Here is a 26,640-nt window from a genome sequence, read left to right on the forward strand (position 1 = left end):
CGGAACGGGTCAACCGTTCGGTCGACACGCTGGCGTATCGTCGTCAGATCCCGGCGCCTGTCTCAGCCGGTGATGCCCTCGTCGCGCGCCCAGCGCAGCAGCTCCGCCTCGGCCTCGTCGCGGTCCAGCGGCCCGCGTTCCAGCCGCAGCTCCTTCAGGTGCTGCCAGGCGCGGCCGACCACCGGCCCCGGCGGTACGCCGAGCAGCTCCATGATCGCGTTGCCGTCCAGGTCGGGCCGGACCCGGGCCAGGTCCTCCTCGGCGGCGATCCGGGCGATCCGCTCCTCCAGCGCGTCGTAGTCGGCTGCGAGCTGGGCGGCCTTGCGCCGGTTGCGGGTGGTGCAGTCGGAGCGGGTCAGCTTGTGCAGCCGGGACAGCAGGTCACCGGCGTCGGTGACGTACCGGCGTACCGCCGAGTCGGTCCACTCGCCCCGGCCGTACCCGTAGAAGCGCAGGTGCAGCCCGACCAGCTTGACCACCTGGGAGGTGATCTCCTTGGAGTAGCGCAGCGCCTTCATCCGGTTCTTGGTCAGCCGGGCACCGACCACCTCGTGGTGGTGGAAGCTCACCCGGCCGTCCCCGCCGACCGCCTTGGTGGCCGGCTTGCCGACGTCGTGCATGAGCGCGGCCATCCGCAGCACGAAGTCGCAGCCCTCGGACTCCATCGACATGGCGTTGCTGACCACCGTGAGCGTGTGCTCGTAGACGTCCTTGTGCTGGGCGTGCTCATCGATGGTGAGCTTCAGCCCGGTCAGCTCGGGCAGGAAGCGCTCGGCCAGCCCGGTGTCGACGAGCAGGCGCAGCCCGGTGATCGGGTCGGCACCGCAGAGGAGCTTGGTGAACTCGTCCCGGATCCGCTCGGCGGTGATCCGGTCCAGGTCGCCGGCCATCTCGGTCATCGCCGCACGGACGTCCGGGTGGACCGCGAAGCGGAGCTGGGCGGCGAACCGGGCCGCGCGCAGCATCCGCAGCGGGTCGTCGCGGAACGACTCCTGCGGCGTTCCCGGGGTACGAATGATCTTGGCGGCCAGATCGGCCAGTCCGCCGTACGGGTCGGTGAACCGGTGGTCGGGAAGACTGACCGCCATCGCGTTGACTGTGAAGTCGCGGCGCTTGAGGTCTTCGGTCAGGCTGGTGCCGTACTGCACCACCGGGTTGCGGCTGACCTGGTCGTAGACCTCCGCGCGGAACGTGGTGATCTCCAGGTTGAGGCCGTCGCGCTGGCAGGCGATGGTGCCGAACTCGCGTCCGGTCTCCCAGATCGACTCGGCCCAGCCGCGGATGACCTTGATGGTCTCGTCCGGGTGGGCGTCGGTGCAGAAGTCGAGGTCGTTGCCGAGCCGCCCGAGCAGCGCGTCGCGGACGGAACCGCCCACCAGGTGCAGTTCGTGACCGGCCTGGGCGAAGCGCCGGCCCAGCTCGTCGGCGACCGGTGAGACTCGGAGCAGTTCGGCGACGGCGTTGCGCTGAGCGGCGGTCAGTTCGCGGCGGTCGGCGGCGTGGGAGGCGGAGGCTTCGGACATGGGATCGCCAGCCTATCGGGCCGGAGGTGGATCGACCGCGCCGGGCGCGGGTAACAGGCCCGGGTTGACTAAGGTTCCGGTTGAGCGGGGCCGGCCGGGCCCGGTCGCCACGTACCCCCTGGAGGCTGGCAGATGAGCGGCGGGCTCTACCGCAGCGCGAACGCGCACGGCGGCGGCCTGCCGCCGGACGACGGCGCCACCTTCATCTCCGCCGAGCCGCTGAACCAGCCCGGCGTCGAGGCGGTCGCGCCGCCGCAGGAGGTGGTCGCCGAGACCAGCGCCGCGGCGAACAGCGCGGTGATGGCCATCGGCAGCCTGGTGAGCCGGGGTACGGGCTTCATCCGCAACCTGATGATCGGTGCCGCGCTCGGCACCATGGTCGGCGACGCGTTCACCACCGCCCAGTTCCTGCCCAACCAGGTGTACGAGTTCCTGCTCGGCGGCGTGCTGACGAGCGTCCTGGTTCCGGTGCTGGTCCGCCGTCGCAAGATCGACGCGGACCGGGGCGAGGCGTACGCTCAGCGCCTGCTCACCCTCGCGGTGCTGGCGCTCGCAGCGACCGCGCTGATCGCGGTGCTGCTGGCTCCGGTGCTGACCGCCGTGTACGCGGCCGGCGGCGACGACCCGGCGTACACCACGCTCGTCACCCGGCTCTCGTACCTGATGCTGCCGATGCTGTTCTTCACCGGCATCAGCGCGCTGATCGCCGCGGTGCTGAACACCCGGGGGCACTTCGCCGCCCCGATGTGGGCGCCGATCCTCAACAACCTCGTCTCCATCGGCACGTTCGGGCTGTACATCGTCGTCTTCGGCGCGACCGGCCTGCGGCCCGGTGAGGTGGGCTGGGACCGGATCCTGCTGGTCGGCGGCGGCACGCTGCTGGGCGTGGCGGTGCAGGCGATCGGACTGCTGCCCGCGCTGCGCAAGGTCGGCTTCCGGTGGAAGGCACGATTCGACTTCCGCGAGCTGGGGCTGCGCGAGCTGGCCCGGCTCGGCGCCTGGATGTTCTGCTACGTCGCGGTCAACCAGCTCGGCCTCTTCGTGGTGGTCAACCTGCTCAACCGGGCCACCGGCGGGGACGGCGAGAACGCCGGCCTGCTGATCTACAACAACGTCTTCCTGCTGCTGATGATGGCGCACGGCATCATCGCGGTCTCGATCATCACGGCGCTGATGCCCCGGATGAGCGCGGCGGCGGCCGAGAACCGGTTCCACGACGTCACCGCCGACCTGGCCCGGGGCACCCGGATGGTCACCGCGGTGCTCGCACCCATCGCGGTCTGCTACGCGGTGCTGGCCGCCCCGATCTCGGTGGTGGTCTTCCGGTACGGCGCGTTCACCGGCGACAACGCGGTGGCCACCTCGACCGTGCTGCTCGTGGCGGCGCTGGGCCTGGTGCCGTTCGCGGTGAGCCAGCTCTTCACCTTCGCGTTCTACGCGCTGCCGGACACCCGTACCCCGGCTCTGGTCAACATCCCGGTGGTGGCGCTGCGCGTTCTGCTCCAGGTCGGCCTGTTCCTGCTCTTCTCGAACACGTTCGCGGCCGCCGGGATGATGCTCGGCAACGCCGTGTCGTACCTGGCGGCGGCGATCATCTCGGCGATGCTGCTGCGGCCCCGGGTGGGCCGGATCGGGCTGGGCGGGATCATGCGGACGCTCGGCCGGGTGGTCGTGGCGGCGCTCGGCGCCGCGCTCGTCGGCGTGCTCGTGGTGGCCGTGCTCCCCGGCGACCCGGCGAGCCTGAGCTGGCTCACCGCGGCGGTCCAGCTGGTGATCGGCGGCGCGGCGATCGGCGCGACCTATCTCGGGCTCGCCATGGTGCTGCGGATCGGCGAGATCACCGAGGTGGTCGGGATGGTCCGGCGGCGCCTCGGGCGTTGACCCCCTCGGTGACCGACGGTCAACGAGGATCACCAGGCTGGGGATACGGCTGTGGATAACTTGGAATTCCGCCGTCCAATGGGCCTCTCGGCCTGTGGACAACCAACCGTACGGACGAGGGAGCGCAGGCCGGGGCGGGGAAAACCTCCCCGTCACCACTCCGGTACGCCCCTGTGCCGCCTCGTTGCCGCCAACCTCTAGATTGGCGGTGCGTGTCCGGCTCGCCCGCCGGGTGGGCGGGCGACCCGGCCGGGGCCCGTGGCGACTGGCCTTCCGGCCGGTCACAGCGGGAAGATGACATGTCGGAGAACCGGGCATCCCGGGTAAGGTCGCTCTCGACGGGTACGACCGGGATCGACGCGGGTGTCGACACCGCGGCCGTTCCACCGAAGGCAGAGCGGGAAGCCACATGCCCAGCAGCACGGGTCCATCGATCGACGCGATCACCGAGGGAGGACGGGTGACCCAGGTCGGCGAGGGTCAGGAAGCGGAGGAGACCTCTCCTGCGGTCGTGACCTTCGGTGCTCCCACTGTCGGTGAGCTGCTCGCGGAGCGGTACGAACTGGTCGAGCACATCAACAACGACAGCGCGGGCCGGCTGGTCTGGCGCGGTGTCGACGTGGTGCTCCGCCGTCCCGTCGCCGTGGTCCTCCGCTACCCGGGTGGCGACTCCGCCACCGAGATGCTTCAGGCGGCGGTCGCCGCGAGCCGCGTCATCCACCCGAACCTGGTCGGCGTCTACGACGCGATCGACGAGGACGACCGGGCCTACGTGGTCCGCGAGTGGGTCGACGGGCAGTCGCTGCGCGAACTGGTCGCCGCCGACGGGCCGCTGGACCCGGTCCGGGCCACCGCGATCGGCAACGCCGTCGCGAGCGCCCTCGCCGCCGTGCACGCCACCGGCATGGTGCACGGCAACCTCCACCCCGGCACCGTCATGATCAGCGACGACGGCCGCGTGGTGCTCGCCGACGCGCGTACCGACGGCGCGGACAGCCAGGAGAACGACCTGCGCGCGGTCGGCGGGGTGCTCTACTTCGCCCTGACCGGGCACTGGCCGCACGGCGAGGCTCCGCTGCACGGCGCCACCGCCGGGCACGGCCGCGCCGCCCTGCCGGACGCCGTCCGGGACGCGGGCGGCGCCATCGCCGCGCCCCGGCAGATGCGCGCCGGTGTGCCGGCCTACCTCGACGACCTCACCATGGACCTGCTCGACCCGGAGATCCCCGCGCCGTCGTCGGACGTGCTGGCCGCCGAGCTGAGCCGGCTCGACATCCCCGCCGACGAGCAGTTCCTGGAGCAGGCCGGCCCGCTGCGTTTCACCGCCGAGCCCGGCGAGGAACCCTCACCGCTGGCCGCGGCCGGCGGTCGCAAGGTCGCCATCGGCATCGCCGGCCTGCTGGCGGTCGCCCTGGTCGGGCTGCTCATCGGCATCAACGCGCTCGGTGGTGGCGACGACGGCGACAAGGAGCCGGTCGCCCAGCCGTCGAACAGCGCGCCGGCCACCGGGGGCGGCGCCGAGCCCGCCGCGCAGGTCCGCAAGCTCACCATCCAGGACGTACGGATCATCGACCCGGACGGCGACCGCGCCGAGGTGCGCAACGCCGAGAAGGTGATCGACGGAAACGACGACGAGGGCTGGGAGACCAACAGCTACCGCAACAACGGCAAGTTCGGCGGCCTCAAGAAGGGCATGGGTGTCTGGATCGACCTGGGCGCCCCGCACACGGTCAAGCAGCTGGAGGCGACGCTTTCGGCCACCGGTGCCACCGTGGAGCTGCGTACCGGCGCCCGAGGCGACTTCCCGTCCAGCTCCTCCGGCGACAAGCAGCTCGTCAACGCCTACTCGACACTGATCGGGCCGGCGAACGAGGACGGCGGCACCAAGATGATCTTCAACGCCTTCGAGCCGGACCAGAAGTACCAGTACCTGCTGTTCTGGATCACCAAGCTGCCGGCGAAGGACAGCGGCAACAGCTGGAAGCTCGGCGTCCAGGAGATCGTGGTCCAGGGCTCGTGACCCGGCCGCCGTCCCTGCCACGCCACCTCCGCCGGATGTGGTGATGGCGGAACACGACGGCGCGCAGCCCGGCCGCTCCGACCTGGAACTGCTCCGGGCACACGCGGCGGGCGACCGGGACGCCTTCACCGAGCTGTTCCAACGGCACCGGGACCGCCTCTGGGCGGTCGCGCTGCGGACGATCGGCGACCGCGAGGAGGCCGCCGACGCCCTCCAGGACGCCATGCTGTCGGCGCACCGCGCGGCAGCCCGGTTTCGGGGCGACTCGGCGGTCACCACCTGGCTGCACCGCATCGTGGTGAACGCCTGCCTGGACCGGATCCGGAGGCGGCAGGCCCACGCCACCGTCCCGCTGCCCGACGGCGTGCACACCGACGGCGAACCGGGCCGGCACACCGGTGGTGCGGAACCGGCCGCGCCGGCCCGCGACCACGACACCGCGCTGGTGGTCCGGCAGGCGCTCGCGGCGCTGCCCGCGGAGCAGCGGGCCGCGCTGGTGCTGGTCGACGTGCAGGGCTACCCGGTGGCCGAGGTCGCCGCCATGCTCGGGGTCGCCGAGGGCACTGTGAAGAGCCGGTGCGCCAGAGGCCGGGCCCGCCTCGCCGTGCTGCTCGGGCACCTGCGGACCGGCGGTGACGCCCCGGCCGCCGACGTGCCGCGGCTCACCTCCGGGAACCGCAGACGCCCCGAGGGCGTCGGATCCTCGTCGGGAGCGTCCCGTCAGGCCGTCAGCCAGGAGGAGCCGTGACTTCCCGGGAGTTCAGCGAGGTCGACCACGACCTGCTCGCCGACTACCTCGGCGGGGCGCTGGACGGCACCCCCGAGCAGGCGACGGTGGCACGGCTGGTCGAGCAGGACCCGACGTGGCGTGCCGCGTACGAGAATCTCGCCGACGCGGTCGACCTGGTCGGCGCCGACCTGGCCGGCTGGGCCGCGGCCCCCGCGCCGGAGATGCCGCAGGCGGTGGCCGACCGGATCACCGCGGCGCTCGCCGGGGCCGGCCCCGCGCTGCGCGACGGTACGCCGCTCGTGCCGGCGCAGCCCGGCGGCGCGAGCCGGCCACCCGGCACGGCACCCCGTCCCGACCGGCACAGCGGCCCCGGTCGACGTCCCCGGCGCTGGGCCCGCATCGCCGGGCCGGTGGCGCTGGCCGCGGCCTCGGTCGCCGCGGTGGGGCTCGGTGTCGGCCGGATGGCCGACCCGGGCGACGGCGGTACGGCCGACCAGGCGGCCCGGGAGGCGGCGCCGATGGCCGGCGCGCTGTACCGGACCACCGGACCAGCAGTGCGCAGCGGCACCGACTGGACACCGGAACGCCTCGCCGGTGGCCGGGCGTCCGCCGGAACGAAGTCGATCCCGGGAGACATGGCCGGTCCGTCCGGCGCGGCGAAGGACGGCGCGGAGACGCCCCTGTTCCGCGAGGATCAGCGCCTCAGCGCCCTCGGCGGGCTGGACCGGCTGACCCGGCCGGAGACGCTCACCGCGTGCCTCACCGCGATCGGGGCCGAGCACGGTGCCGGGCCGCTCACCGTGGACATGGTCGACTACGCCCGCTTCCAGGGCGCACCGGCGCTCGTGGTGACGTTCGCGGACGCGGGCGGCGCCCGCTGGGGCTGGGTGAGCGGGCCGGAGTGCGGGGTACCCGGGTCCGGCGCGGACACGCGGTTCCGGACGCGGGTAGGGTGAAAACGCGGTCACGACGCTTGTCCCGCCACGTGACCTGACCCACCGGATGACCGGCTCGGGAATCCCCGCTTCGTACGATGACGTTCTGCAAGTCAGGCGCCGGCGCCCCCAGAGCCGTCGGCACTCGGGATCGACATCGGTGCGGCCGGTGACGAACACACACATCGGGAGACGGCAGTGGACGAGGTCCGCAACCTGATCATCATCGGCTCCGGTCCGGCCGGCTACACGGCGGCGGTCTACGCCGCCCGCGCCAACCTGAAGCCCCTGGTGATCGAGGGCGTGCAGTCGGGTGGTGCGCTGATGACCACCACCGAGGTGGAGAACTTCCCCGGCTTCGCGGACGGCATCCTCGGCCCCGAGCTGATGGACAACATGCGCAAGCAGGCCGAGCGCTTCGGCGCCGAGTTCCTCACCGACGACGTGACGCGGGTCGAGCTGAAGGACACCGGCGAGATCGGCTCCGACGCGGTGAGCACGGTGTGGGTGGGCGAGACCGCGTACCGCGCCCACGCCGTCATCCTCTCCACCGGTTCGGCCTGGCGTCCGCTGGGTGTGCCGGGCGAGCAGGAATACCTCGGCCACGGCGTGTCGTCCTGCGCCACCTGTGACGGCTTCTTCTTCCGCAACCAGCACATCGTGGTGGTCGGCGGCGGCGACTCGGCGATGGAGGAGGCGAGCTTCCTCACCCGCTTCGCCGAGTCGGTGACGATCATCCACCGCCGCGACTCGTTCCGCGCCAGCAAGATCATGGCGGACCGGGCGCTCGGGAACGAGAAGATCAAGGTCGAGTGGAACTCCGTGGTCGAGGAGATCCTCGGCGACGACGGCAAGGTCAACGGCGTACGGGTGCGCAACGTGCACACCGGCGAGAGCAAGGTGCTCGACGTCACGGGCGTGTTCGTGGCCATCGGGCACGACCCGCGCAGCGAGCTGTTCCGCGGTCAGGTCGAGCTGGACGACGAGGGGTACGTGAAGGTGCAGGCCCCCAGCACCCGTACCAGCGTGCCCGGTGTGTTCGCGGCGGGCGACCTCGTCGACCACACCTACCGGCAGGCCATCACGGCGGCCGGCACCGGCTGCGCCGCCGCGCTGGACGCCGAGCGGTTCATCGCCACCATCCAGGGCTGAGAGTTCCACGAGCAAGGTTCGGAGGAGGAGAGTTCATAGTGGGAGCAACCAAGGCGGTCACGGACGCCAGCTTCGTCAGTGACGTGCTGCAGTCCGACAAGCCGGTGCTGGTCGACTTCTGGGCGGAGTGGTGCGGCCCCTGCCGCAAGGTCTCGCCGCTGCTGGAGGAGATCGCCGGCGAGATGAAGGACCAGGTCACCATCGTCAAGCTCAACATCGACGAGAACCCGGAGACGGCTCGCACCTACCGGGTCATGTCGGTGCCGACGCTGACCATCTTCAAGAACGGCCAGCCGGTGCAGTCCATCGCCGGCGCCAAGCCGAAGGGTGAGCTGGTCAAGCTCATCGAGTCGGCGCTCTGAGCCGTACCGACACCGCCGGAACCCCCGTCACCGCGTCCCGGTGGCGGGGGTTCCGGCTTTTCCGACCTGCATGAACGCGAACCCGTCGGGTATCGGCCACGGTACGCTCCGTAAGCATCCGTCGGAGTTCCGGTCCGCCAACGTCCGTGCAGAGGGGGTCGTCGTGCGTCCGATCCGACCCGGTGACCAGGGACCGGCGGTGGCCGAGATCCGTACCGTCCTCGCCGGCCTGGAACTTCTCCCCGCCGAGGCCGCGGGCGACGACTACGACGCCCAGACCGAACGCGCGGTACGGGCCTTCCAGCAGTCCCGCGGCCTCAGCGTCGACGGGCGGGTCGGTGCCGAGACGTGGCGGGCGCTCGACGCGGCCCGCTGGCGGTTCGGCGCCCGCGCGCTCTACCACGCCGTACCCGAGCCGCTGACCGGCGAGGACGTCCGCTCGCTCCAGGAACGCCTGCTGGAGATGGGGTACGACGTGGGCCGCGCCGATGCCATCTACGGCATCCGCACCTCCCGTGCGGTGGCGCAGTTCCAGCGGGAGATGCGCCTGAAACCGGACGGCTCGTGCGGGCCGCACACCGTCAACGCGCTGCGCCGCCTCGGCCGCAAGGTGGTCGGCGGGCGCCCGCAGTGGCTGCGCGAGTCCGACGCCATCCGGCAGGCCGGTCCGGCGCTCGTCGGGCGGACCGTGGTGATCGACCCGGGGCACGGCGGCACCGACCCGGGCGTGGTGGTGCCCGACGGCACGCTGCGCTGGAGCGAGGCGGACCTCGCGCACGACCTCGCCAGCCGGCTGGAGGGGCGGCTCGCCGCCGCCGGCGTACGGGTGCAGCTCACCCGGGGCCCGTCGCCCGGCGACTGCCTGCCGGACGCGGACCGGGCCCAGCTCGCCAACTCCCTCGGCGCCGACGTGTTCATCTCGCTGCACACCGACGGGCACGCCAACCCGGAGGCCGAGGGCGTGGCCACCTACCACTACGGCACCGACAACGGCGTCACGTCGGCGACCGGCGAGCGCCTGGCCGGGCTCGTGCAGCGGGAGATCGTGGCCCGCACCGGGCTGCGCGACTGCCGTACCCACGCCAAGGCCTGGGAACTGCTCCGGCTCACCCGGATGCCGGCGGTACGCGTCGAGGTCGGCTACCTCACCTCACCGGACGACCGGGCGCGGCTCGTCGACCCACGCTTCCGGGACCTGGTGGTCGAGGCCATCGTGGCCGGCGTGCAGCGGATGTACCTGCCGATCGAGCGGGACGTGCCGACCGGCTCGATCGACGTGAGCGAACTGCGGGCGATCGTGGCCGCCGGCACCGTCGTCGACTGAGCCGCGACTCAGCTTGTCGAGCGGGTGGCGGGCGCCGGGCGGACCGGCCGCAGCAGCGTCTCCGGGCTCATCGAGCCGAGCAGCTTCTCCAGCGCGTACTCGACGTCCGACTTCCAGCTCAGCGCCGTCCGCAGCTCCAGCCGCAGCCGGGGGTAGCGCGGGTGCGGCCGGACCGTCTTGAAGCCCACCGAGAGGAAGAAGTCGGCGGGTGCCACGCACGCGCGGGCCGGGTCGTCCGCGTCGTCGCCGAACTTGGCGTCGCCGAACGCCTCGATCGCCTTGATGCCGCGCTTGGTCAGGTCGCGGGCCACGCCCTGCACCAGGATCCGGCCCAGGCCGCCGTCGGCGAAGGCGGGCACCACGTGCGCCGTCATCAGCAGCGCCGCGTCCGCCGAGACCGGCGAGGTGGGAAACGCCATCGAGCGCGGAACGTACGCCGGTGGGGCGTACATGACGAAACCGGCCGGCATGCCGTCGACGTAGACGAGCTTGCCGCAGGAGCCCCACTCCAGCAGCGTCTGGGAGACCCACGCCTCCTTCTCCAGACCCGGGTCGCCTGCCGCGCAGGCCCGCTCGGCGGAGACCGGATCCAGCTCCCAGTAGACGCAGCTCCGGCAGGATCGAGGCAGGTCCTCCAGCGTGTCCAGGGTCAGGCTGACCAGACGTCGCGACATGAGCGCACCCCACCACTAGGCTCGGAGCGCCGGTGAGTCCCGCGCCCTCCTGCTCCCGACGAGCGATCGTACGCCCCCGTCCGGCGGTGCGGGAATGAACGGACGAACCCCCGCCCGGACGGCCGACGGCGGGTCCGGGATGTGGACGTGTCCACACGGCCGGTGCCGCGACCGTCACCGGGGACTACGATCGACCAACCGGCCCCCCGCCGCCAATGGATGTCGGCATCGCGGGTACCACACCGGGCGGCAGCCCCGCCGACACCCGATCGAGGTGATGTCCATGACCGGCACGACGCTCGACGACTACACCGACCGGTACGCCCGGCGCGTCCGCGGAATGACCGCCTCGGAGATCCGGGCACTCTTCGCGGTGGCCAGCCGGCCGGAGGTCGTCTCGCTCGCCGGTGGGGCCCCCTACATCGCGGCGCTGCCGCTCGACGCGGTCGGCGAGATGCTCGGCCGGCTCGGCTCCGACCACGGCGCCACCACCCTCCAGTACGGCATCGGCCAGGGCACCCCCGAGCTGCGCGAGCGGATCTGCGAGGTGATGTCCCTGTCCGGGATCGACGCCTCCTGCGGCGCCTCACCGGAGGACGTGGTGGTGACGGTCGGCGGCCAGCAGGCCCTCGACCTGGTGGCCCGCCTCTTCCTGGACCCGGGTGACGTGGTGCTCGCCGAGGGCCCGACGTACGTCGGCGCGCTCGGGGTGTTCCAGGCCGCCCAGGCCCAGGTGGCCCACGTGCCGATGGACGACGAGGGGCTCATCCCGGAGGCGCTGGAGGTGGCCATCGCCGACCTGGCCCGGGCCGGCCGGCGGGTGAAGTTCCTCTACACCATCCCCACCTACCAGAACCCCGCCGGTGTGACGCTGAGCGAGGAGCGGCGCGAACGGGTGCTCGACATCTGCGAGCGCGCCGGGCTGCTCGTGGTGGAGGACGACCCGTACGGTCAGCTCGGTTTCGAAGGCGAGGCGCCCAGGCCGATGCGGGCCCGGCGGCGCGACGGGGTCTTCTACCTGAGCACGTTCTCCAAGACGTTCGCGCCGGGCCTGCGGGTGGGCTGGATCCTGGCCCCGCACGCGGTCCGCGACAAGCTGGTCATCGCCAGCGAGGCGCAGATCCTGTGCCCGAGCGCCTACGCGCAGTCGGCCGTCTCGACGTACCTCGGCACCATGCCCTGGCGGCAGCAGCTCAAGGTCTACCGCGAGGTCTACCGCGAGCGCCGGGACGCGTTGCTCGACGCGATGGCCGACCTGATGCCGGAGGGCACCACCTGGACCACACCGCGCGGCGGCCTGTTCGTCTGGGCGACGCTGCCGGACGGGCTCGACTCCAAGGCGATGATGCCGCGCGCCGTGGCCGCCCGCGTCGCGTACGTGCCGGGGACCGGCTTCTACGCCGACGGCACCGGCACCGGGAACATGCGGCTCAACTTCTCCTTCCCGACGCCGGAGCGGATCCGCGAAGGCGTCCGCCGGCTCGCCGGGGTGATGGAGCAGGAGATCGCGATGCGCAAGGTGTTCGGCGCGGTGGGCGGCGCCGGACCCCGCCGTCGCCAGGGCGGCTCGGACGCGCCCGGTCCCGACTTGGCATGATGCCCGCATGTCCGACAGCCCCGCCGCACCGCCTCCCGTGACCGGATCCGCCGCCGACGACGAGCTGCACGTTCTCGTGCTCGCGGGCGGCCTCTCCTACGAGCGGGACGTCTCACTGCGGTCGGGCCGCCGGGTGCTCGACGCGCTACGCGCCGTCGGCGTCGACGCGGAACTGCGCGACGCCGACGTGGCGTTGCTGCCCGCCCTGACCGCCGACCCGCCGGACGCCGTGGTGATCGCCCTGCACGGCGCCACCGGCGAGGACGGCTCGCTGCGCGGCGTACTCGACCTCTGGGACGTGCCCTACGTCGGCTGTGACGCCCGGTCGTCGCGCCTCGCCTGGGACAAGCCGTCCGCCAAGGCGGTGCTGCGCGAGGCGGGTATCCCCACACCCGACTGGGTGGCGCTGCCGCACGACCGTTTCTCCGAGCTGGGGGCGGTGGCCGTCCTGGACCGGATCGTCGACCGTCTCGGGCTGCCGCTGATGGTCAAGCCGGCGCAGGGCGGTTCCGGACTGGGCGCCGCCGTGGTCCGGGAGGCGGCGTCGCTGCCGGCCGCGATGGTGGGTTGTTTCGCGTACGACCAGACCGCGCTCGTGGAGCGCTACGTCCCCGGGATGGACGTGGCGGTCTCCGTGCTCGACCTCGGCAAGGGGCCGCAGGCCCTGCCCCCGGTCGAGATCGTGCCGCGCAACGGCGTCTACGACTACGCGGCCCGCTACACCGCGGGGCGTACCACCTGGCACGCGCCGGCCCGGCTCGACGCCGCGACGACCGCCCGGGTGACCGAGGTGGCGCTCGCCGCGCACACCGCGCTCGGCCTGCGCGACGTGTCCCGGGTCGACCTGATCGTCGACGCCGGCGGCGTCCCGCACGTGCTGGAGGTCAACGTCTCCCCGGGCATGACCGAGACGTCGCTCCTGCCGCTGGCGATCCAGGCGGCCGGGCTGGACTTCGGCCGGGTCCTCGGCGCACTCGTGACCCGGGCCGCCGCACGGCGTCGCTGACCTCAGCCCTCCCGGGTACGCGCTGCGTCCGGCCGGTCGTCCGGCCCGGCCTCGTCCTCGTCCTCGTCTTCACTGTCCGGGACGCTGCTCGGCGCGCTGTCCCCGGCGTTTTCCGGCGCCGGGCCGGTCCGCGGTGCCGGGTCGGGCTCCGACGGGCCCGCCGAGGGGTCTGAGAGGTCCGCTGCCGCGTCGGACTCGGGAATCTCGTCCGCTGCCTCGATCACCGACACGGCCTCGTCCTCGGGCTCCTCAGCGGCGTTCGCGGGCGAGGTCGGGGAGAGACTCGACGGTGCCTGCCAGTGGATGCGCGGCGGCTCGGCCAACGGACGGCCGCCGAACTCGGCGAGCCACGCGGCCACCATGGCCAGATTCTCCCGCCACTTCTCCTCGGAGATCGGCGGCAGGATCGAGTCCCACAGCGACAGGAACGTGCCCCGCAGTTGCAGTCGCCCGTACGGCCGGGCCAGGAACCACAGGTGCAGGTGCGCCGACCCGTCGCCCCACCGGTTCACATGCACGCGGGCCACCCCGTCGAGCGAGCGGACGGCCCGCTCCAGGCGGACGGTCATCACGCCCAGCTCGGCGGCGAGCAGGTTCGGCAGGTCGCCCAGATCCAGGTGGGAACGGGACTCCAGGATCAGGACCATCGGCAGGCCGGTGGGCCGGTCCATGGCGCGGACGCGCCACCGCTCACCGACCCAGATGTACGCCTCGTCGGGCGCGTTGCAGGCGGTGCACTCCCGGTCCGCCTCGCCGCGGCGGGGAGGTTCGAACGGTACGGGCTCGTCGAGTTGCTTGACGCGGAGATCGCCCTCGAAGGGGAAGGACGGCCACTGGGTGAAGTCGGGAACTGAGGGAGGGGTGTCCGGCACGACGCTGACCCTAACCGAGTTGGCGACGCCTGTCCCTACCTGTTCCACTGGCCGCACACCGGTTGTCCACCGCGTTGTCCACAGGCTGCCGAGATCACCAGCACAGCGCGTCATGCACTGCTCAGCAAGGGTTTCCTCGCTTCGTTTCACGTGAAACGGGGAGGACCTGTGGACAACCGCTGTGGATAACTCGGGGTGTGTCTGGACCCGTTCTTCCAACGATCCGGTGACCGATCCGCACCGGGTGCCGACGGCTTTCTTCTCGTACGTGTTTCACGTGAAACGGCGGGGGCGCCGCTCTCCTCGACGCGAGCCGCCGGGCTCGGTGCGCGCGGCCGTCTCCCGGAGACTGCTTCGTCGGACTGGCCGACAGACGGGCGGGTGATCGGGAGCGCACCGGCTGAGGGGCCGAGAAGCGGCCCGCCGCGCCGGAGGCGGTGGCGTTCTTGAGGGATCGACCGCGAGGATTCGAGTGAGGACTACCGCTCAGCCGTCATGCCGACGAGCGCCACGCGTCATCCTTTGTACTCGGCGTAGCTCTGCGGCGAACGGAAGTGGGTGCTGCCGTTTCACGTGAAACGGCTCGCCGTCTCACCGCGCTCGTGTGGGCGACAAGACTCATCGTGCCCGGGCCGATGGTCCAAGTCGTCGTGCACGGCTCGATGGTTCGGTGCCCGCCGTGCACGGCTCGATGGTTCGGTGCCCGCCGTGCACGGCTCGGGCGAGCCCGCTGTCGAGGTCGCCGGCAGCGCCCGTTCCTCCGGCTCACACGACCGGGTGGGCCGGGCTCACCGCGACCTGGCCCAGTGAGTCGGTCCCACCGCCCATCCCGGGGTAGCGCCGGATCGACGCGCCAGGACCAGCCGCGTCGATCCGGAAGCCGGGGCCAGTGCCGTTCGGCTGCCCACTGAGCTGTTCGGCCTCACGACTCGCCCGTTGCGTTGGTCCGGACTCCTCACGCCAGACTCAGGTGGTTCTTCCGCCTCAGAGTCGGCTCGCGGTGAGTCCGTGGCCGGCGACCGGGCGGCCGGGCGGCCGGGCGGCCGGGCGGCCGGAACGAGCCAGCCATCAAGGGACGAATTCCGACACTGCCCGGGCCGACCGCTCCATCGCTACGGACCAGCCGGTATCGGCTCCCACCGCTGAGGCCAGCCTCCGAACCACAGATTCCCCTCGCTACGGACCGGTCGTAACCGGCTCGTCTGACGTCGAGCGCCTACTCGGATGGCCGATCGAAAACGGCATGCCTCCGAGCACGTTCCGCGGAGACCCGCGAGGTGAGCGCCACACGCCTCAGCCGCGCTCCCCGTTTCACGTGAAACCACGGGTGACGAGCGGTAGCCGACCGACCTCGACGCGATCAGAAAGCGGACTGCCCATCTCGACTCCGCAGGTGCGGCAGCGAAAGCAAGCCCCAGATGCAGATCCGGCCGCACCCCCTCGTCGGGTGGTGCGGCCGGATCATCAGACCGGAGGAGCGGGCTACGCCTCGGGCTGCCCGTCCTCGCCCACGCCGATGATGCCGACGATCCGCTCCAGGTCGTCGACGGTGGCGAACTCGATCGTGATCTTGCCCTTGCTGCGGCCGATGTCGACCTTCACCCGGGTGTCGAACCGGTCCGAGAGCCGGTCCGCGAGATCGGTGAGCGCCGGGGCGTGCGGCTTCGGCCGACGCTTGGCGGCGGCGGTCTTCGCCGGCTCCTCGGCGAGCGCCAGGTGCACCAGTTCCTCGGCGCCGCGGACGGTGATGCCCTCGCGGACGATCCGCTCCGCGAGCGCCTCCTGCGCTTCGGCACTGTCCAGGCTGAGCAGTGCCCGGGCGTGGCCGGCAGACAGGACACCGGCGGCGACCCGGCGCTGCACGGCGGGCGGCAGGTTCATCAGCCTGATGGTGTTGGAGATCTGCGGGCGGCTGCGGCCGATTCGCCGGGCCAGTTCCTCGTGCGTGGCACCGAACTCCTCCAGCAGTTGCTGGTACGCCGCTGCCTCTTCGAGCGGGTTGAGGTTGGCGCGGTGGATGTTCTCCAGGAGCGCGTCCCGGAGCATCGCGTCGTCCTTGGTGTCCCGGACGATGGCGGGGATGGTCTCCCGGCCGACCGCTTGGGCGGCACGCCAGCGCCGCTCACCCATCACGAGTTCGAACTTCTCGGGGTCGAGCTGGCGAACCACGATCGGCTGGAGGAAGCCGACCTCCTGGATCGAGGTCTTCAGTTCCTCCAGCGCCTCCTCGTCGAAGACGTGCCGGGGCTGCTTCGGGTTCGGCACGATCGCGTCGACCGGGATCTCCGCGAAGCGGGCGCCGGGCACCGGGCTCAGCTGGGGCTCGGGCTCGACGGCCGGAAACGGGGTGCTCCCGACGCCGCCGGTGATGGCAGCGGTCGCGCCGGCGACCGGAGCCGACGGCGACGCGGCGGTGGCCGACGACTCCGGCTCGACGGCGGCCGGTTCGGCGCCCGGTACCGGGCCGGTGGGGATGAGGGCGCCGAGCCCTCGGCCCAGTCCGCCGCGGGGACGGTTCTTCATGCGACGCCTCCCAGCGACATCTCCGCACTACGCATTCCGGCTCACCGGCTCCTTGACGCCTCGTTCCGCGATCTCCTGGGCGGCCTCGAAGTAGCTCGTGGCCCCCCGCGAACCGGGATCGTAGGTCATCACCGACTGGCCGTAGCTCGGTGCCTCGGAGACACGCACGTTGCGGGGGATGACGGCCTGGAGCACCTTGTCGCCGAAGTGGTTCCGGACGTCCTGCTCCACCGCGTCGGCCAGCCGGGTACGCCTGTCGTACATGGTGAGCAGGATCGTGGAGACTTCGAGCTTCGGGTTGAGGTGCTGACGAACCAGGTTGATGTTGTTGATCAGCTGGTTGAGGCCCTCCAGCGCGTAGTACTCACACTGGATCGGGATCAGCACCTCCTGCGCGGCCACGAGCGCGTTGACTGTGAGCAGGCCGAGCGACGGCGGACAGTCTATGAAGACGTAGTCGAAGTGACCCGGGTACGCGGCGATGGCCCGCGCCAGCCGCGACTCCCGGGCCACCACCGAGACCAGCTCGATCTCGGCGCCGGCCAGGTCGATCGTGGCCGGTACGCACCACAGGTTCGGAATGCCCTCGACCGCCTGGGCCACCTCCTCCAGCGGCACGCTGTCGATCAGGCAGTCGTACACGTCGGGCACGCCCGTGTGGTGCGGCACGTTCAGACCGGTGGAGGCGTTTCCCTGGGGGTCAAGGTCGACCACGAGCACCCGGTTGCCGTGCAGCGCGAGCGCCACTGCGAGGTTCACGGTGGTGGTCGTCTTACCCACGCCGCCCTTCTGGTTGGCGACGCACATCACCCGGGTCCGGTCGGGGCGCGGCATGGTGACCTCGCCACTGGGATTCAGGATCTGCACGGCGCGCATCGCCTCCATAGCCAACGGTGGATCATCCTCTTCGCGCGTCGGGGTTTCACGTGAAACGTACGTGCTGGCGTCTGCCTCGTCCCCGTACCCGTCCGCTTGTGGCGTGTCGGACGGCGCCACTGCGACCTCGGGGACGGCCTGGAACGGCACGGCCGAGACGGGCGGCTGGGGTTCGTAGCGGGTGGGTACCACGGCGTTCGCCCGCACCACGGGCGGGCGCGGGGTCGGTGCGTTCACCGGACCGTCGGCCGGGTCGAGCGGGTCGCGTGCCGGCGGTACGTTCGCCGGCACGGACGACACGGGACGCACGGGCCCGCCGGTCGACGACTCCCGTCGCTTGGACGGCTGAGCCGGGTACGGGGAGGACGGTTCGCCGGACTCGTTCACCGTCCACTCCTGGTAGTTGGTTTCACGTGAAACGGGGTCGGCGGAGGGCTCGCCTCCTGGTCCGGTCAACCGTGGATCGTCGTACCTGCCGTCGTCATGCACCTGTCATCCCTACCCGCTCCGGATGGTCGGTCCGCACCCGTCGAATCGCGCCCGCGCCTCGCACGGCGCCGTCGGCTCGGCGGGAACCGTCGGGTTCGGGTGCCGCCCGGCACCGCCGTTCCACACTATCGACGCGCGGTCAGCCTACGGCCGACGGGCGCGGTGGGTCCATGTCGGGTTGCGATCGATCGCGTCACGCCCACCGGTCCAACGACCGGATCGGGCGGGTGGAATGGCGTACCGGCTCAACGGTCGCCGCGGCGGCGACCGCCACGCGACCGCTTCGGCTTCTTCGGACGGCGCGGGTTGACCACTCGCTCCCGAACCACCTCGACCGCAGTCGCCGGGGGTTCGATCACCCCTTCGCCGCAGCGATGCAGTTCCGGCGTCCCACCGCCAAGGCGGATCACGGCCTCGGCGTGCTCGGTGATCTCGTCGGCCGCCGATGCGCCCTTGAGCGCTACGAGCCGGCCGCCGGGAGCCACGAGCGGCAGACACCAGGAGGCGAGCCGGTCCAGCGGCGCCACCGCGCGGGCCGTCACGATGTCGGCGCTCAGCGGTTGCCGATCACGCGAGCCGGCCGCCGCCTCCTCAGCCCGCCCACGGAACACACGGACGTCCCGGGTCAGGCCGAGACGCTGTACCGCCTCGATCAGGAAGGCGGTCCGCCGGGCGAGCGGCTCGACGAGCGTCACGGTGAGGTCGGGACGCGCGATCGCCAGCACCAGACCTGGGAGCCCGGCGCCGGAGCCGACGTCGATCACGCTGGCACCATCCGGGATCCGTTCCGCCACCACCGCACAGTTGAGCAGGTGCCGCTCCCACAGGCGCGGCGTCTCGCGGGGGCCGATCAGGCCGCGCACCACGCCGTCGGTGGCGAGCAGTTCGGCGTACGCGGCGGCCAGGTCGAGCCGGTCACCGAACAACGCGCGGGCGGCCTCCGCCAGTTCGGGGGGCAGCGTCGCCGAGGCCGGATCGGGCGCGGCGTCACTGTCCACGAGGGACGGTGCGTCCGCCGACGGCTCCGCGAAGACCGGGTCGGCCACCGCGGCCGGGTCGGTCGGCGTCATGTCCGCCGCCTGCTCACCGGAGAAGGCGGGTGTCACGTCCACCGCCGGGTCGGCGGGCTCGATCCCGGTCACCACCGCCGGCTCGCCGGAGAAGGCGGGCTCGCCGGGGTCGGTCACGGCCCTTCCCGGGTACGCCGGGTCGGCCGGCCCGTCGTCATCGGAGAAGACCGGGTCGGCTGTGTTGTCGGGGCGCACAGCCGACGGCCCGGGCGGCGTACCGCCCGGGCCGGTCACGGCTCCTGCCGTCGTCTCGTCGGAGATCACGGACCTCAGTCCGCCACCGGCCGGACGACGATGCGGCGGTTGGGCTCGACGCCCTCGGACTCGCTCTCCACCCCGCTCATCGCGTTCACCACGTCGTGCACGCACTTGCGCTCGAACGCCGACATCGGCTCCAGGCGCACCGGCTCGCCGTGCTCCTTGACCTTCTCGACCGCGTTCTTCGCCACGGCGGCCAGTTCCTTACGCCGGGCGGCCCGGTAGCCGCCGACGTCGAGCAGCAGCCGGCTCGGAGTGCCGGTCTGACGGAACACGGCCAGCCGGGTCAGCTCCTGGAGCGCCTCCAGTGTCGCGCCGCGCTGGCCGACCAGGTTCTGGAGTCGGCCGCCGACGACCTCGACGACGGGGCGGCCGCCGGAGACCAGCTCGTCGATGTCGCCGTCGTAGTCGAGGATGTCCAGCAGACCCTCGACGTAGTCGGCGGCGATCTCGCTCTGCCGGAACAGGTCGCTGTCGGCCGGGGCCTTCTTCTCCCGGGCCTCGCCCGCGGCGTCCTCGGTCTCGGTGGCGGCGGTAACGGGGGTCTCCTCGTCCAGGGACTGGTCGGCGCTGGGGATGCTGGTCTCGGTCACGGGTCTCATCTCCGTACTCGCTCGGCCGGACCGTCGGGGGTCCGCTGGTCTCCCGGGGCCGGCGGGAGGGTCGCCGGGTGCCCTCGGGCACGTCTGTACGGGCCAGTTTCGCCCGTGTCCGCGCTCCGCGCGGCGATTCCGGCCCGGCGCCGACTCCTCGGATGGCAGCACGCGGCCGGAACGGGCCACCGCCGACGTCGCGACGGTGGCCCTGTGGGCTCAGCCCTGTCGCTTGGCGGGCTTGCTGCCACCCTTCTTCGGGTTGACCGGCTTGGCGCCCGGCTTCGGGCCGGCCACCTTCGGCGCGACGGCCGGAGCCTTCGCCGGCGGCTGGGCCGCCTTGCGGCCGAACAGGCCACCGGTCTTGGCCGGCTGCATCGGGCTCTTGCCGCCCGTGCTCTTGGCGGCGCTGGTGCTCTTCGCGGTCGGCGGCGGCGGGAACTTCCGCAGCACCCACTGCTGCTGGCCGAGGGTGAAGAGGTTGTTGGTGACCCAGTAGATGATCACACCGATCGGGAAGATCGCGCCCGAGATCAGCAGCGACAGCGGGATGCCGTAGAGCATCAGCCGCTGCACCATGCGCTGCTGCGGATCCTCGGCCCACCCGGTCTTGAGGATCATCTGACGGCTGGTCAGATAGGTGGTGGCGATCATGATGAGCACCAGGATGCCGGCGACCACCTTGACCGTGCCGGTGTTCGCGCCCAGCCGGCTCAGTTCCTCGGCCGTGGAGCCGAACTTGCCGGAGATCGGCGCGGTGAACAGCGTCGCGTTGGAGGCGCTGTTGAACTGGTCGACGGTCCAGCCGTACAGGGTCTTGCCCTGGTTGTCGGGGCTGAGGCGGCGCAGCGTGTGGAACAGGCCCAGGAAGACCGGGATCTGGAGGAACATCGGAAGGCAGCCCATGAGCGGGTTGGCCTTTTCCTTCCGATAGAGCTCCATCATCTCCTTCTGGAGCGTCTCCCGGTCACCCTTGTGCTTCTCCTGGAGCTCCTTGACCTTCGGCTGGAGCGCCTGCATGGCACGCTGCGACTTGATCTGCTTGACGAAGACCGGGAACAGGATCACCCGGACCGTCACCACCAGGAAGACGATGGCGAGGATCCAGGCCCAGTTCGTACCGATCACGGCCCCGACCGGAACTCCGATGGCGTCCCAGGCCGAGTGCCAGGTCAGCAGGATCCACGAAATCGCGTAGTAGATCCAGTCGAGACTAAACACTCAGGCTCCAGTCACGTCGGAACGGCGGCGGTCGCCCGGCTCCGGAACCGGGTCGTGTCCACCAGGGTGGAAGGGGTGGCAGCGCGACAGCCGACGGACCGTCAGCCAGGATCCCCGCAGCGCACCGTGCCGGGACACCGCCTCGACGGCGTAGGCACTGCACGACGGGTAGAACCGGCAGCGGGCCGGCAGCGCCGGACTTATCCACCGACGGTACGCGATGATGGGCGCCAGCAGCATGCGGGCACCGGTTGTGGGCGACGGAGTCGCCGTCGTCGGGCCGCTCACCGCGACCGCCGTCCCCGGGGGGCCCGCGCGGCGGCGATGGCCGCGTCCAGGTCGGCCCCGAGCCGGGTGTACGTCGCGTCGGCCGATGCGGGCAGCGCGCGTACCACGAGGGTGGTGCCGGCGGGCAGCTCGGCCAGCCGCTCGCGGACCAGGTGCCGGAGCCGTCGGCGGACCTTGTTGCGGACCACAGCGCCGCCGACGGCCTTGGACACGACGAAGCCGGCGCGGCTCGGTGCGGAGGTCTCCGCACCGCTGCTTCGCGCCGGCTCCGGCGGGAGTGTCGCGGTGGTGCCGATCGGCTCGGGGAGGGTCAGGTGGACCACGACGGCGCCGCGGCCGACGCGTCGGCCACCGCGAACCGCTGCGGCGAAGTCGTTACTGCGCCGCAGTCGTTGCGCGGCGGCCAGCACGACTGCCCACGTCCCCGGACCGGACCTGTCGGCGTCAGGCCGACAGGCGGGCGCGGCCCTTGGAGCGACGGGTCGAGATGATGGCGCGGCCGGCACGGGTGCGCATGCGCAGCCGGAAGCCGTGGGTCTTCGCGCGCCGGCGGTTGTTCGGCTGGTAGGTGCGCTTGCTCACGTCAGGCTCTCCGTTGTCGTACGCCCCGCGCGGCGGATCGCCCGGGGTCGTGTGCTGGTCCAGATCACCTGCCGGTGACCTCCGATCGGCGCTGCCGTGACACGCTCCCCGGCGATGCGGGGTGACAGCCACGGACAGCAAGCATCAATCACCCTAGCAGAGGGCGAGAGAGCAGCCGCTCCAGCCTACGCAGGGGCGCAATGACCGTCAAACGTCACACTCGGGCGTCCGACCTGCGGGCAAGGGCGACCGAAGGGGCGCTTTTCACTGATGTTGCCAAGGTCGTCAGAGTGTCGCCGGTTGATGCTGTGGGGTCCGCGCTGTTAGCGTGCGCGATTGCGGTCGGCGTCGGGGGTCCGAGGTTTGTCGGGGGTCCGGGGTTTGTCGCCGATCGGCAAGACCGGACACGCTGTTGAATCGTTCGGCACGGTGAACCCGCTTCAACGCCTCCCTGGATCGAGGGGGGCAGGTCCGACCCGCGTCCGGTGGGCGGCCACAATCGGTCGGTACACAGGCTGTGGATAACTTGTGGATGACGACCGGTCAGCCGTCCGGGCGGGCGTGAGAAGGAGCAGGCGAGGGGGTGGCACGACGGTGACCGGAGCGACCGACCTCGCCGCGGTGTGGACGGCGACCACCGACGAACTCGCCGACGAGATCATCTCCGCGCAGCAACGGGCGTACCTCCGGCTCACCCGGCTTCGGGCGATCGTCGAGGACACCGCGCTGCTCTCGGTGCCGGACGCCTTCACCCGGGACGTGATCGAGTCCCGGCTCCGCCCGGCCATCACCGAGGCGTTGAGCCGCCGGCTCGGCCGGCCGATCCAGGTGGCCGTCACCGTGCGGGTCTCCGAGGACCCGGGCGCCCGCCCGGCCGGCACCGTCTACCGCACCGGCCCGGAGCTGCCCGAGCACGACGCCGCCCCGCTGCCCGGGTTCGACCAGCCCGGCCCGCCCGCGTCCGCCCCGGCCTTCCCGTCGCCGCGCCCGGAACCCGGGTACGCCGAGTCCGGGTACGCCGAACCGCGCCCGGAGCAGCCGCTCGACGAACCGGCGCCACGCCAGCGGACCGCCGACGGCGGCCGCCCGCACCTGATCCCGGCGGGCCGAGACGCGCAGGACACTCTCTTCAGCGCCGCGTTCGCCGAGCCGGTGCGCACCGCGCCCGAACGCCGCGCGTTCGACGAGCGCACCCGCATCGAGCCGCCCGTACCAGACGCCGGCGGATACGAGCCCCGCTACCGGGAGAGCCCGGCCGCCGACCCCGCGCCGATGCGCGGCCTGCCCCGCGACGGCGCCACCGACAACGGCCCCGGCCGTGGTGGCGCCGACCACCACCGCCCCGGCGGCCAGGCCGACCGCAGGCTCCCCGGCGGTACGGAGAGCGGCGGCAACCGGCTCAACCCGAAGTACATGTTCGAGACGTTCGTCATCGGCTCGTCCAACCGGTTCGCACACGCGGCGAGCGTGGCGGTGGCCGAGTCGCCGGCGAAGGCGTACAACCCGCTGTTCATCTACGGCAGCTCCGGGCTGGGCAAGACCCACCTGCTGCACGCCATCGGGCACTACGCCACGACGCTCGGCAACGCACGCTCGGTCCGGTACGTCTCGACCGAGGAGTTCACGAACGACTTCATCAACTCGCTGCGCGACGACAAGACGAGCGCGTTCCAGCGCCGCTACCGGGACGTGGACATCCTCCTGATCGACGACATCCAGTTCCTGGAGAACCGGGAGCGGACCCAGGAGGAGTTCTTCCACACCTTCAACACGCTGCACAACGCCAACAAGCAGATCGTGATCACTTCCGACCGCTCGCCGAAGCAGCTGGCGACCCTCGAAGACCGGCTGCGTACGCGGTTCGAGTGGGGCCTGCTCGCCGACATCCAGCCGCCGGACCTGGAGACGCGGATCGCGATCCTGCAGAAGAAGGCGGCGCAGGAGCGGCTGTTCGCCCCGCCGGACGTGCTGGAGTTCATCGCGTCCCGGGTCTCGAACTCGATCCGTGAACTGGAGGGGGCGCTGATCCGGGTCACCGCCTTCGCCAGCCTCACCCGATCCTCGGTCGAGCTGTCGCTGGCCGAGGAGGTGCTGCGGGACTTCATCCCGGACGGCGCCGGCCCGGAGATCACCGCGGACCAGATCATGGTGTCCACGGCCGACTACTTCGGCGTGAGCCTGGAGGACCTGCGCGGCCACTCCCGCTCCCGGGTGCTGGTGAACGCGCGTCAGGTGGCCATGTACCTGTGCCGCGAGCTGACCGACCTGTCGCTGCCCCGGATCGGGCAGGCGTTCGGCGGCCGGGACCACACGACGGTGATGCACGCGGACCGCAAGATCCGTCAGCAGATGGCGGAGCGGCGCTCGCTCTACAACCAGATCGCCGAGCTGACCAACCGCATCAAGCAGAACACCTGACCGCCCCGCCCCCGCTGCTCCCGCCACCCGGCTGCTCCAGCGGTGACGAAGGAGTTCGTGTCGGGGAGACACGCCCTTCCTGCCCCGAACTCCTTGGTCGACAAGGAGCGACGGACGCGCGAACATCCCCGCAGATCGTGGCGCCCTGATAGCGGCCGTTTCCCACCAGGATTCTCGCCAGAGCCGAGCATCACGCCCCAGGCGTGCCCTCATCGGCGCCACACCAACCGCCCACCGCCACGGTCCCGTCCTCGTCGGCCGACCGTTCGCGTCGGCCGACCGTTCGCGTCGATCATGAGGTTAGCGGCGACAAACCGGACGCCAGATGCCGCCAACTTCATGATCAGCCCGAGTGGGGGTGGGCTCGGGCGGGTGGCAAGTAGCCGACAGCGGGGAAATGTTGACCCTCGACCCGGTGGAGGGCCCAGGATCTGTCGTGTGCTCGTCCACAGCTCGTACCCGTTGTCCACAGCCCCTGTGTCACAGGCAGTGGAAAACCACGCTTCGCACTCGGCCGGTTACCCACAGACTGTGGACAACTCCTGGGGACAACGCTGTGGATGCCTGGGGATGACGACCACGTTGTCCCCAGACGACGGTTTGCCTGTGGGCGGGCTGTTGAAGGTTCTGGGGATGACGGCTCTCGACCCTGTCGGCGCTGTCCACAGCGCTGGGGAGAAGACCGGTGGATTACCGGTGGAAAACCGGTGGACAGCCGTGGAAAACCCGGCGGCCGGCGAGGGCTGTGGACCGGGACACGAGTTTCACCCCTGGTTATCCCCAGCCAACCCACCTGTGGATAAGGTGTCTGACCTGCGAGGACGCCGGTTCTCCACAGTTTGCACAGGTGCGATGAAGACGATGAGTTATCTCTTCTAAACAACAAAAACCAATCATCACCGTTGGACTTCCTGTGGATCGGGCCGGAGCACTGCCGTCGGCAGTCGCCCGGGGCACCTGGATCCACGGGGTCGGGCGCACAGCCGATGCCCCAGCGCCTTAAGGTGCGATGGGTACCCGCACGGTCGGGCGGGACGGGTGGCAGCGGTCGGCATGAGAGAGTTGTCGCTGACGTCGACGCGGAGGCATTGATGAAGTTCCGAGTGGAGCGCGACGCGCTCGCCGAGGCGGTCGCGTGGACCGCCAAGAGCCTGCCCAACCGACCCTCCGTACCGGTGCTGGCCGGGGTGATGCTCCGCGTCACCGACGGCAACCTCCAGGTCTCCGGCTTCGACTACGAGGTCTCCAGCCAGGTGACGGTCGAGGTGCAGGGAGACGCGGACGGCGCCGCGCTGGTCTCCGGCCGCCTGCTCGCCGAGATCACCAAGGCCCTGCCGGCCAAGCCGGTGGACATCGCCGCCGTCGGCGCCCACCTCGAACTGGTCTGCGGCAGTGCCCGGTTCACGCTGCCCACCATGCCGGTGGAGGACTACCCGACGCTGCCGGAGATGCCGGAGAGCGCCGGCACCGTCGACGCCGCCGCCTTCGCCTCCGCCGTGGCCCAGGTGGCGGTGGCCGCCGGCCGCGACGAGACGCTGCCGATGATGACCGGTGTGCGGATCGAGCTGAGCGGCAGCACGATGGCCATGCTGGCGACCGACCGCTACCGCCTCGCGCTGCGCGAGATGGAGTGGAACCCGGACGACCCGGAGATCAGCCTCAACGCGCTGGTGCCGGCCCGTACGCTGCACGACACCGCGAAGGCGCTCGGCCCGCTCGGCGGCCACGTCACCATGGCGCTCTCCTCCGGCGGTGCCGGTGAAGGCATGATTGGTTTCTCCGGCGGCACCCGCCGGACCACCAGCCGGCTGCTCGACGGCGCCAACTACCCGCCGGTGCGCTCGCTGTTCCCGGCCGACCACAATGCCGAGGCCCGCGTCGCCGTCGCCGCGCTCATCGAGGTGGTCAAGCGCGTTGCGCTGGTCGCCGAGCGCACCACCCCGGTGCTCCTCAGCTTCAGCGCCGACGGTCTCGTGGTCGAGGCGGGCGGGACCGAGGAGGCCCGGGCCAGCGAGGCCATGGAGGCCGCCTTCAGCGGCGAGCCGCTGACCATCGGGTTCAACCCGCAGTATCTCATCGACGGCCTGGCCAACCTGGGCGCGCAGCACGCCCTGCTCCGGTTCGTCGACGCGTTCAAGCCCGCGGTCATCTCCCCGGCAGGCGAGGATGGCGACGTCATCCCGGGGTACCGGTACCTCATCATGCCGATCCGCGTGTCCCGCTGATCGCAGCAGCACGACCCTGAC

The 26,640-nt window shown here is 71.6% G+C and carries 22 protein-coding genes; 11 read left to right on the forward strand and 11 right to left on the reverse strand.

Annotated features, from left to right (window positions below):
• Positions 1 to 62 precede the first annotated feature (62 nt).
• Positions 63 to 1,523: a CCA tRNA nucleotidyltransferase gene (locus O7622_RS04130; RefSeq protein WP_282311927.1), complete on the reverse strand. Its 1,461-nt coding sequence runs from the start codon at positions 1,521 to 1,523 to the stop codon at positions 63 to 65.
• 132 nt (positions 1,524 to 1,655) lie between these two features.
• Here O7622_RS04130 and murJ point away from each other — a divergent pair, with 132 nt between their 5' ends.
• The 7 genes from murJ (at position 1,656) to O7622_RS04165 (ending at position 9,927) form a co-directional block, all read left to right on the forward strand.
• Positions 1,656 to 3,404 (forward strand): murein biosynthesis integral membrane protein MurJ, encoded by a 1,749-nt coding sequence (gene murJ / locus O7622_RS04135; protein ID WP_282311928.1) that lies wholly within the window; start codon positions 1,656 to 1,658, stop codon positions 3,402 to 3,404.
• A gap of 409 nt (positions 3,405 to 3,813) precedes the next feature.
• Positions 3,814 to 5,424 (forward strand): protein kinase family protein, encoded by a 1,611-nt coding sequence (locus O7622_RS04140; RefSeq protein WP_282311929.1) that lies wholly within the window; start codon positions 3,814 to 3,816, stop codon positions 5,422 to 5,424.
• Positions 5,425 to 5,467: 43 nt separating this feature from the next.
• The gene (gene sigM, locus O7622_RS04145; protein WP_282311930.1) at positions 5,468 to 6,172 is read left to right on the forward strand and encodes an RNA polymerase sigma factor SigM; all 705 of its coding nucleotides are present in this window, start codon (positions 5,468 to 5,470) and stop codon (positions 6,170 to 6,172) included.
• Positions 6,169 to 7,110, forward strand: a complete 942-nt coding sequence (locus O7622_RS04150) for a hypothetical protein (protein WP_282311931.1) — start codon at positions 6,169 to 6,171, stop codon at positions 7,108 to 7,110. Before sigM ends, O7622_RS04150 begins: the two co-directional genes overlap by 4 nt.
• Positions 7,111 to 7,287: 177 nt before the next feature.
• Positions 7,288 to 8,241: a thioredoxin-disulfide reductase gene (trxB, locus tag O7622_RS04155; protein WP_030269547.1), complete on the forward strand. Its 954-nt coding sequence runs from the start codon at positions 7,288 to 7,290 to the stop codon at positions 8,239 to 8,241.
• Positions 8,242 to 8,279: 38 nt separating this feature from the next.
• Positions 8,280 to 8,603, forward strand: a complete 324-nt coding sequence (gene trxA, locus O7622_RS04160) for a thioredoxin (protein ID WP_282311932.1) — start codon at positions 8,280 to 8,282, stop codon at positions 8,601 to 8,603.
• Between the two features lie 163 nt (positions 8,604 to 8,766).
• On the forward strand, positions 8,767 to 9,927 hold the full coding sequence (locus O7622_RS04165; protein WP_282311933.1) for an N-acetylmuramoyl-L-alanine amidase: 1,161 nt from the start codon (positions 8,767 to 8,769) through the stop codon (positions 9,925 to 9,927).
• Positions 9,928 to 9,935: 8 nt separating this feature from the next.
• On the opposite strand, the gene O7622_RS04170 is transcribed toward O7622_RS04165, so the two are convergent.
• Positions 9,936 to 10,601 carry a GNAT family N-acetyltransferase gene (locus O7622_RS04170; protein ID WP_282311934.1) on the reverse strand — a complete coding sequence of 222 codons (666 nt, stop codon included), beginning with the start codon at positions 10,599 to 10,601 and terminating at the stop codon, positions 9,936 to 9,938.
• A gap of 283 nt (positions 10,602 to 10,884) precedes the next feature.
• On the opposite strand from O7622_RS04170, the gene O7622_RS04175 reads away from it, so the two are divergent.
• Complete coding sequence (locus O7622_RS04175) at positions 10,885 to 12,198, forward strand: PLP-dependent aminotransferase family protein (RefSeq protein WP_282311935.1); 1,314 nt, start codon at positions 10,885 to 10,887, stop codon at positions 12,196 to 12,198.
• 7 nt (positions 12,199 to 12,205) lie between these two features.
• Positions 12,206 to 13,204 (forward strand): D-alanine--D-alanine ligase, encoded by a 999-nt coding sequence (locus O7622_RS04180; protein ID WP_282311936.1) that lies wholly within the window; start codon positions 12,206 to 12,208, stop codon positions 13,202 to 13,204.
• Positions 13,205 to 13,206: 2 nt separating this feature from the next.
• On the opposite strand, the gene O7622_RS04185 is transcribed toward O7622_RS04180, so the two are convergent.
• The 9 genes from O7622_RS04185 to rpmH all read right to left on the reverse strand — a co-directional run bounded on the left by O7622_RS04185 (position 13,207) and on the right by rpmH (position 21,976).
• On the reverse strand, positions 13,207 to 14,076 hold the full coding sequence (locus O7622_RS04185) for a hypothetical protein (RefSeq protein WP_282311937.1): 870 nt from the start codon (positions 14,074 to 14,076) through the stop codon (positions 13,207 to 13,209).
• Positions 14,077 to 15,558: 1,482 nt separating this feature from the next.
• On the reverse strand, positions 15,559 to 16,599 hold the full coding sequence (locus O7622_RS04190; protein WP_282311938.1) for a ParB/RepB/Spo0J family partition protein: 1,041 nt from the start codon (positions 16,597 to 16,599) through the stop codon (positions 15,559 to 15,561).
• A gap of 27 nt (positions 16,600 to 16,626) precedes the next feature.
• Positions 16,627 to 17,964 carry an AAA family ATPase gene (locus O7622_RS04195; RefSeq protein ID WP_282311939.1) on the reverse strand — a complete coding sequence of 446 codons (1,338 nt, stop codon included), beginning with the start codon at positions 17,962 to 17,964 and terminating at the stop codon, positions 16,627 to 16,629.
• A gap of 245 nt (positions 17,965 to 18,209) precedes the next feature.
• Positions 18,210 to 18,923, reverse strand: coding sequence for a 16S rRNA (guanine(527)-N(7))-methyltransferase RsmG (gene rsmG / locus O7622_RS04200; protein WP_282314031.1), 714 nt, complete (start codon positions 18,921 to 18,923; stop codon positions 18,210 to 18,212).
• Between the two features lie 380 nt (positions 18,924 to 19,303).
• Positions 19,304 to 19,894, reverse strand: coding sequence for a R3H domain-containing nucleic acid-binding protein (locus O7622_RS04205; protein WP_013289385.1), 591 nt, complete (start codon positions 19,892 to 19,894; stop codon positions 19,304 to 19,306).
• A 210-nt stretch (positions 19,895 to 20,104) separates the two neighbouring features.
• Entirely contained in the window at positions 20,105 to 21,106 is a 1,002-nt protein-coding gene (gene yidC / locus O7622_RS04210) for a membrane protein insertase YidC (protein WP_282311940.1), read from the reverse strand.
• The gene (gene yidD, locus O7622_RS04215) at positions 21,107 to 21,346 is read right to left on the reverse strand and encodes a membrane protein insertion efficiency factor YidD (protein WP_282311941.1); all 240 of its coding nucleotides are present in this window, start codon (positions 21,344 to 21,346) and stop codon (positions 21,107 to 21,109) included.
• A gap of 44 nt (positions 21,347 to 21,390) precedes the next feature.
• Positions 21,391 to 21,804: a ribonuclease P protein component gene (gene rnpA, locus O7622_RS04220; RefSeq protein ID WP_282311942.1), complete on the reverse strand. Its 414-nt coding sequence runs from the start codon at positions 21,802 to 21,804 to the stop codon at positions 21,391 to 21,393.
• Between the two features lie 34 nt (positions 21,805 to 21,838).
• Entirely contained in the window at positions 21,839 to 21,976 is a 138-nt protein-coding gene (rpmH, locus tag O7622_RS04225) for a 50S ribosomal protein L34 (protein ID WP_013289388.1), read from the reverse strand.
• Positions 21,977 to 22,570: 594 nt separating this feature from the next.
• Here rpmH and dnaA point away from each other — a divergent pair.
• A complete protein-coding gene (gene dnaA / locus O7622_RS04230) occupies positions 22,571 to 24,394 on the forward strand; it encodes a chromosomal replication initiator protein DnaA (protein WP_282311943.1) in 1,824 nt (607 codons plus the stop codon).
• Positions 24,395 to 25,485: 1,091 nt separating this feature from the next.
• Positions 25,486 to 26,619, forward strand: coding sequence for a DNA polymerase III subunit beta (gene dnaN, locus O7622_RS04235; RefSeq protein WP_282311944.1), 1,134 nt, complete (start codon positions 25,486 to 25,488; stop codon positions 26,617 to 26,619).
• The last annotated feature ends 21 nt before the right edge of the window (positions 26,620 to 26,640 follow it).

It is taken from the genome of Micromonospora sp. WMMD1076 (assembly GCF_029581475.1).
GTDB classification, from domain to species: domain Bacteria; phylum Actinomycetota; class Actinomycetes; order Mycobacteriales; family Micromonosporaceae; genus Micromonospora; species Micromonospora aurantiaca.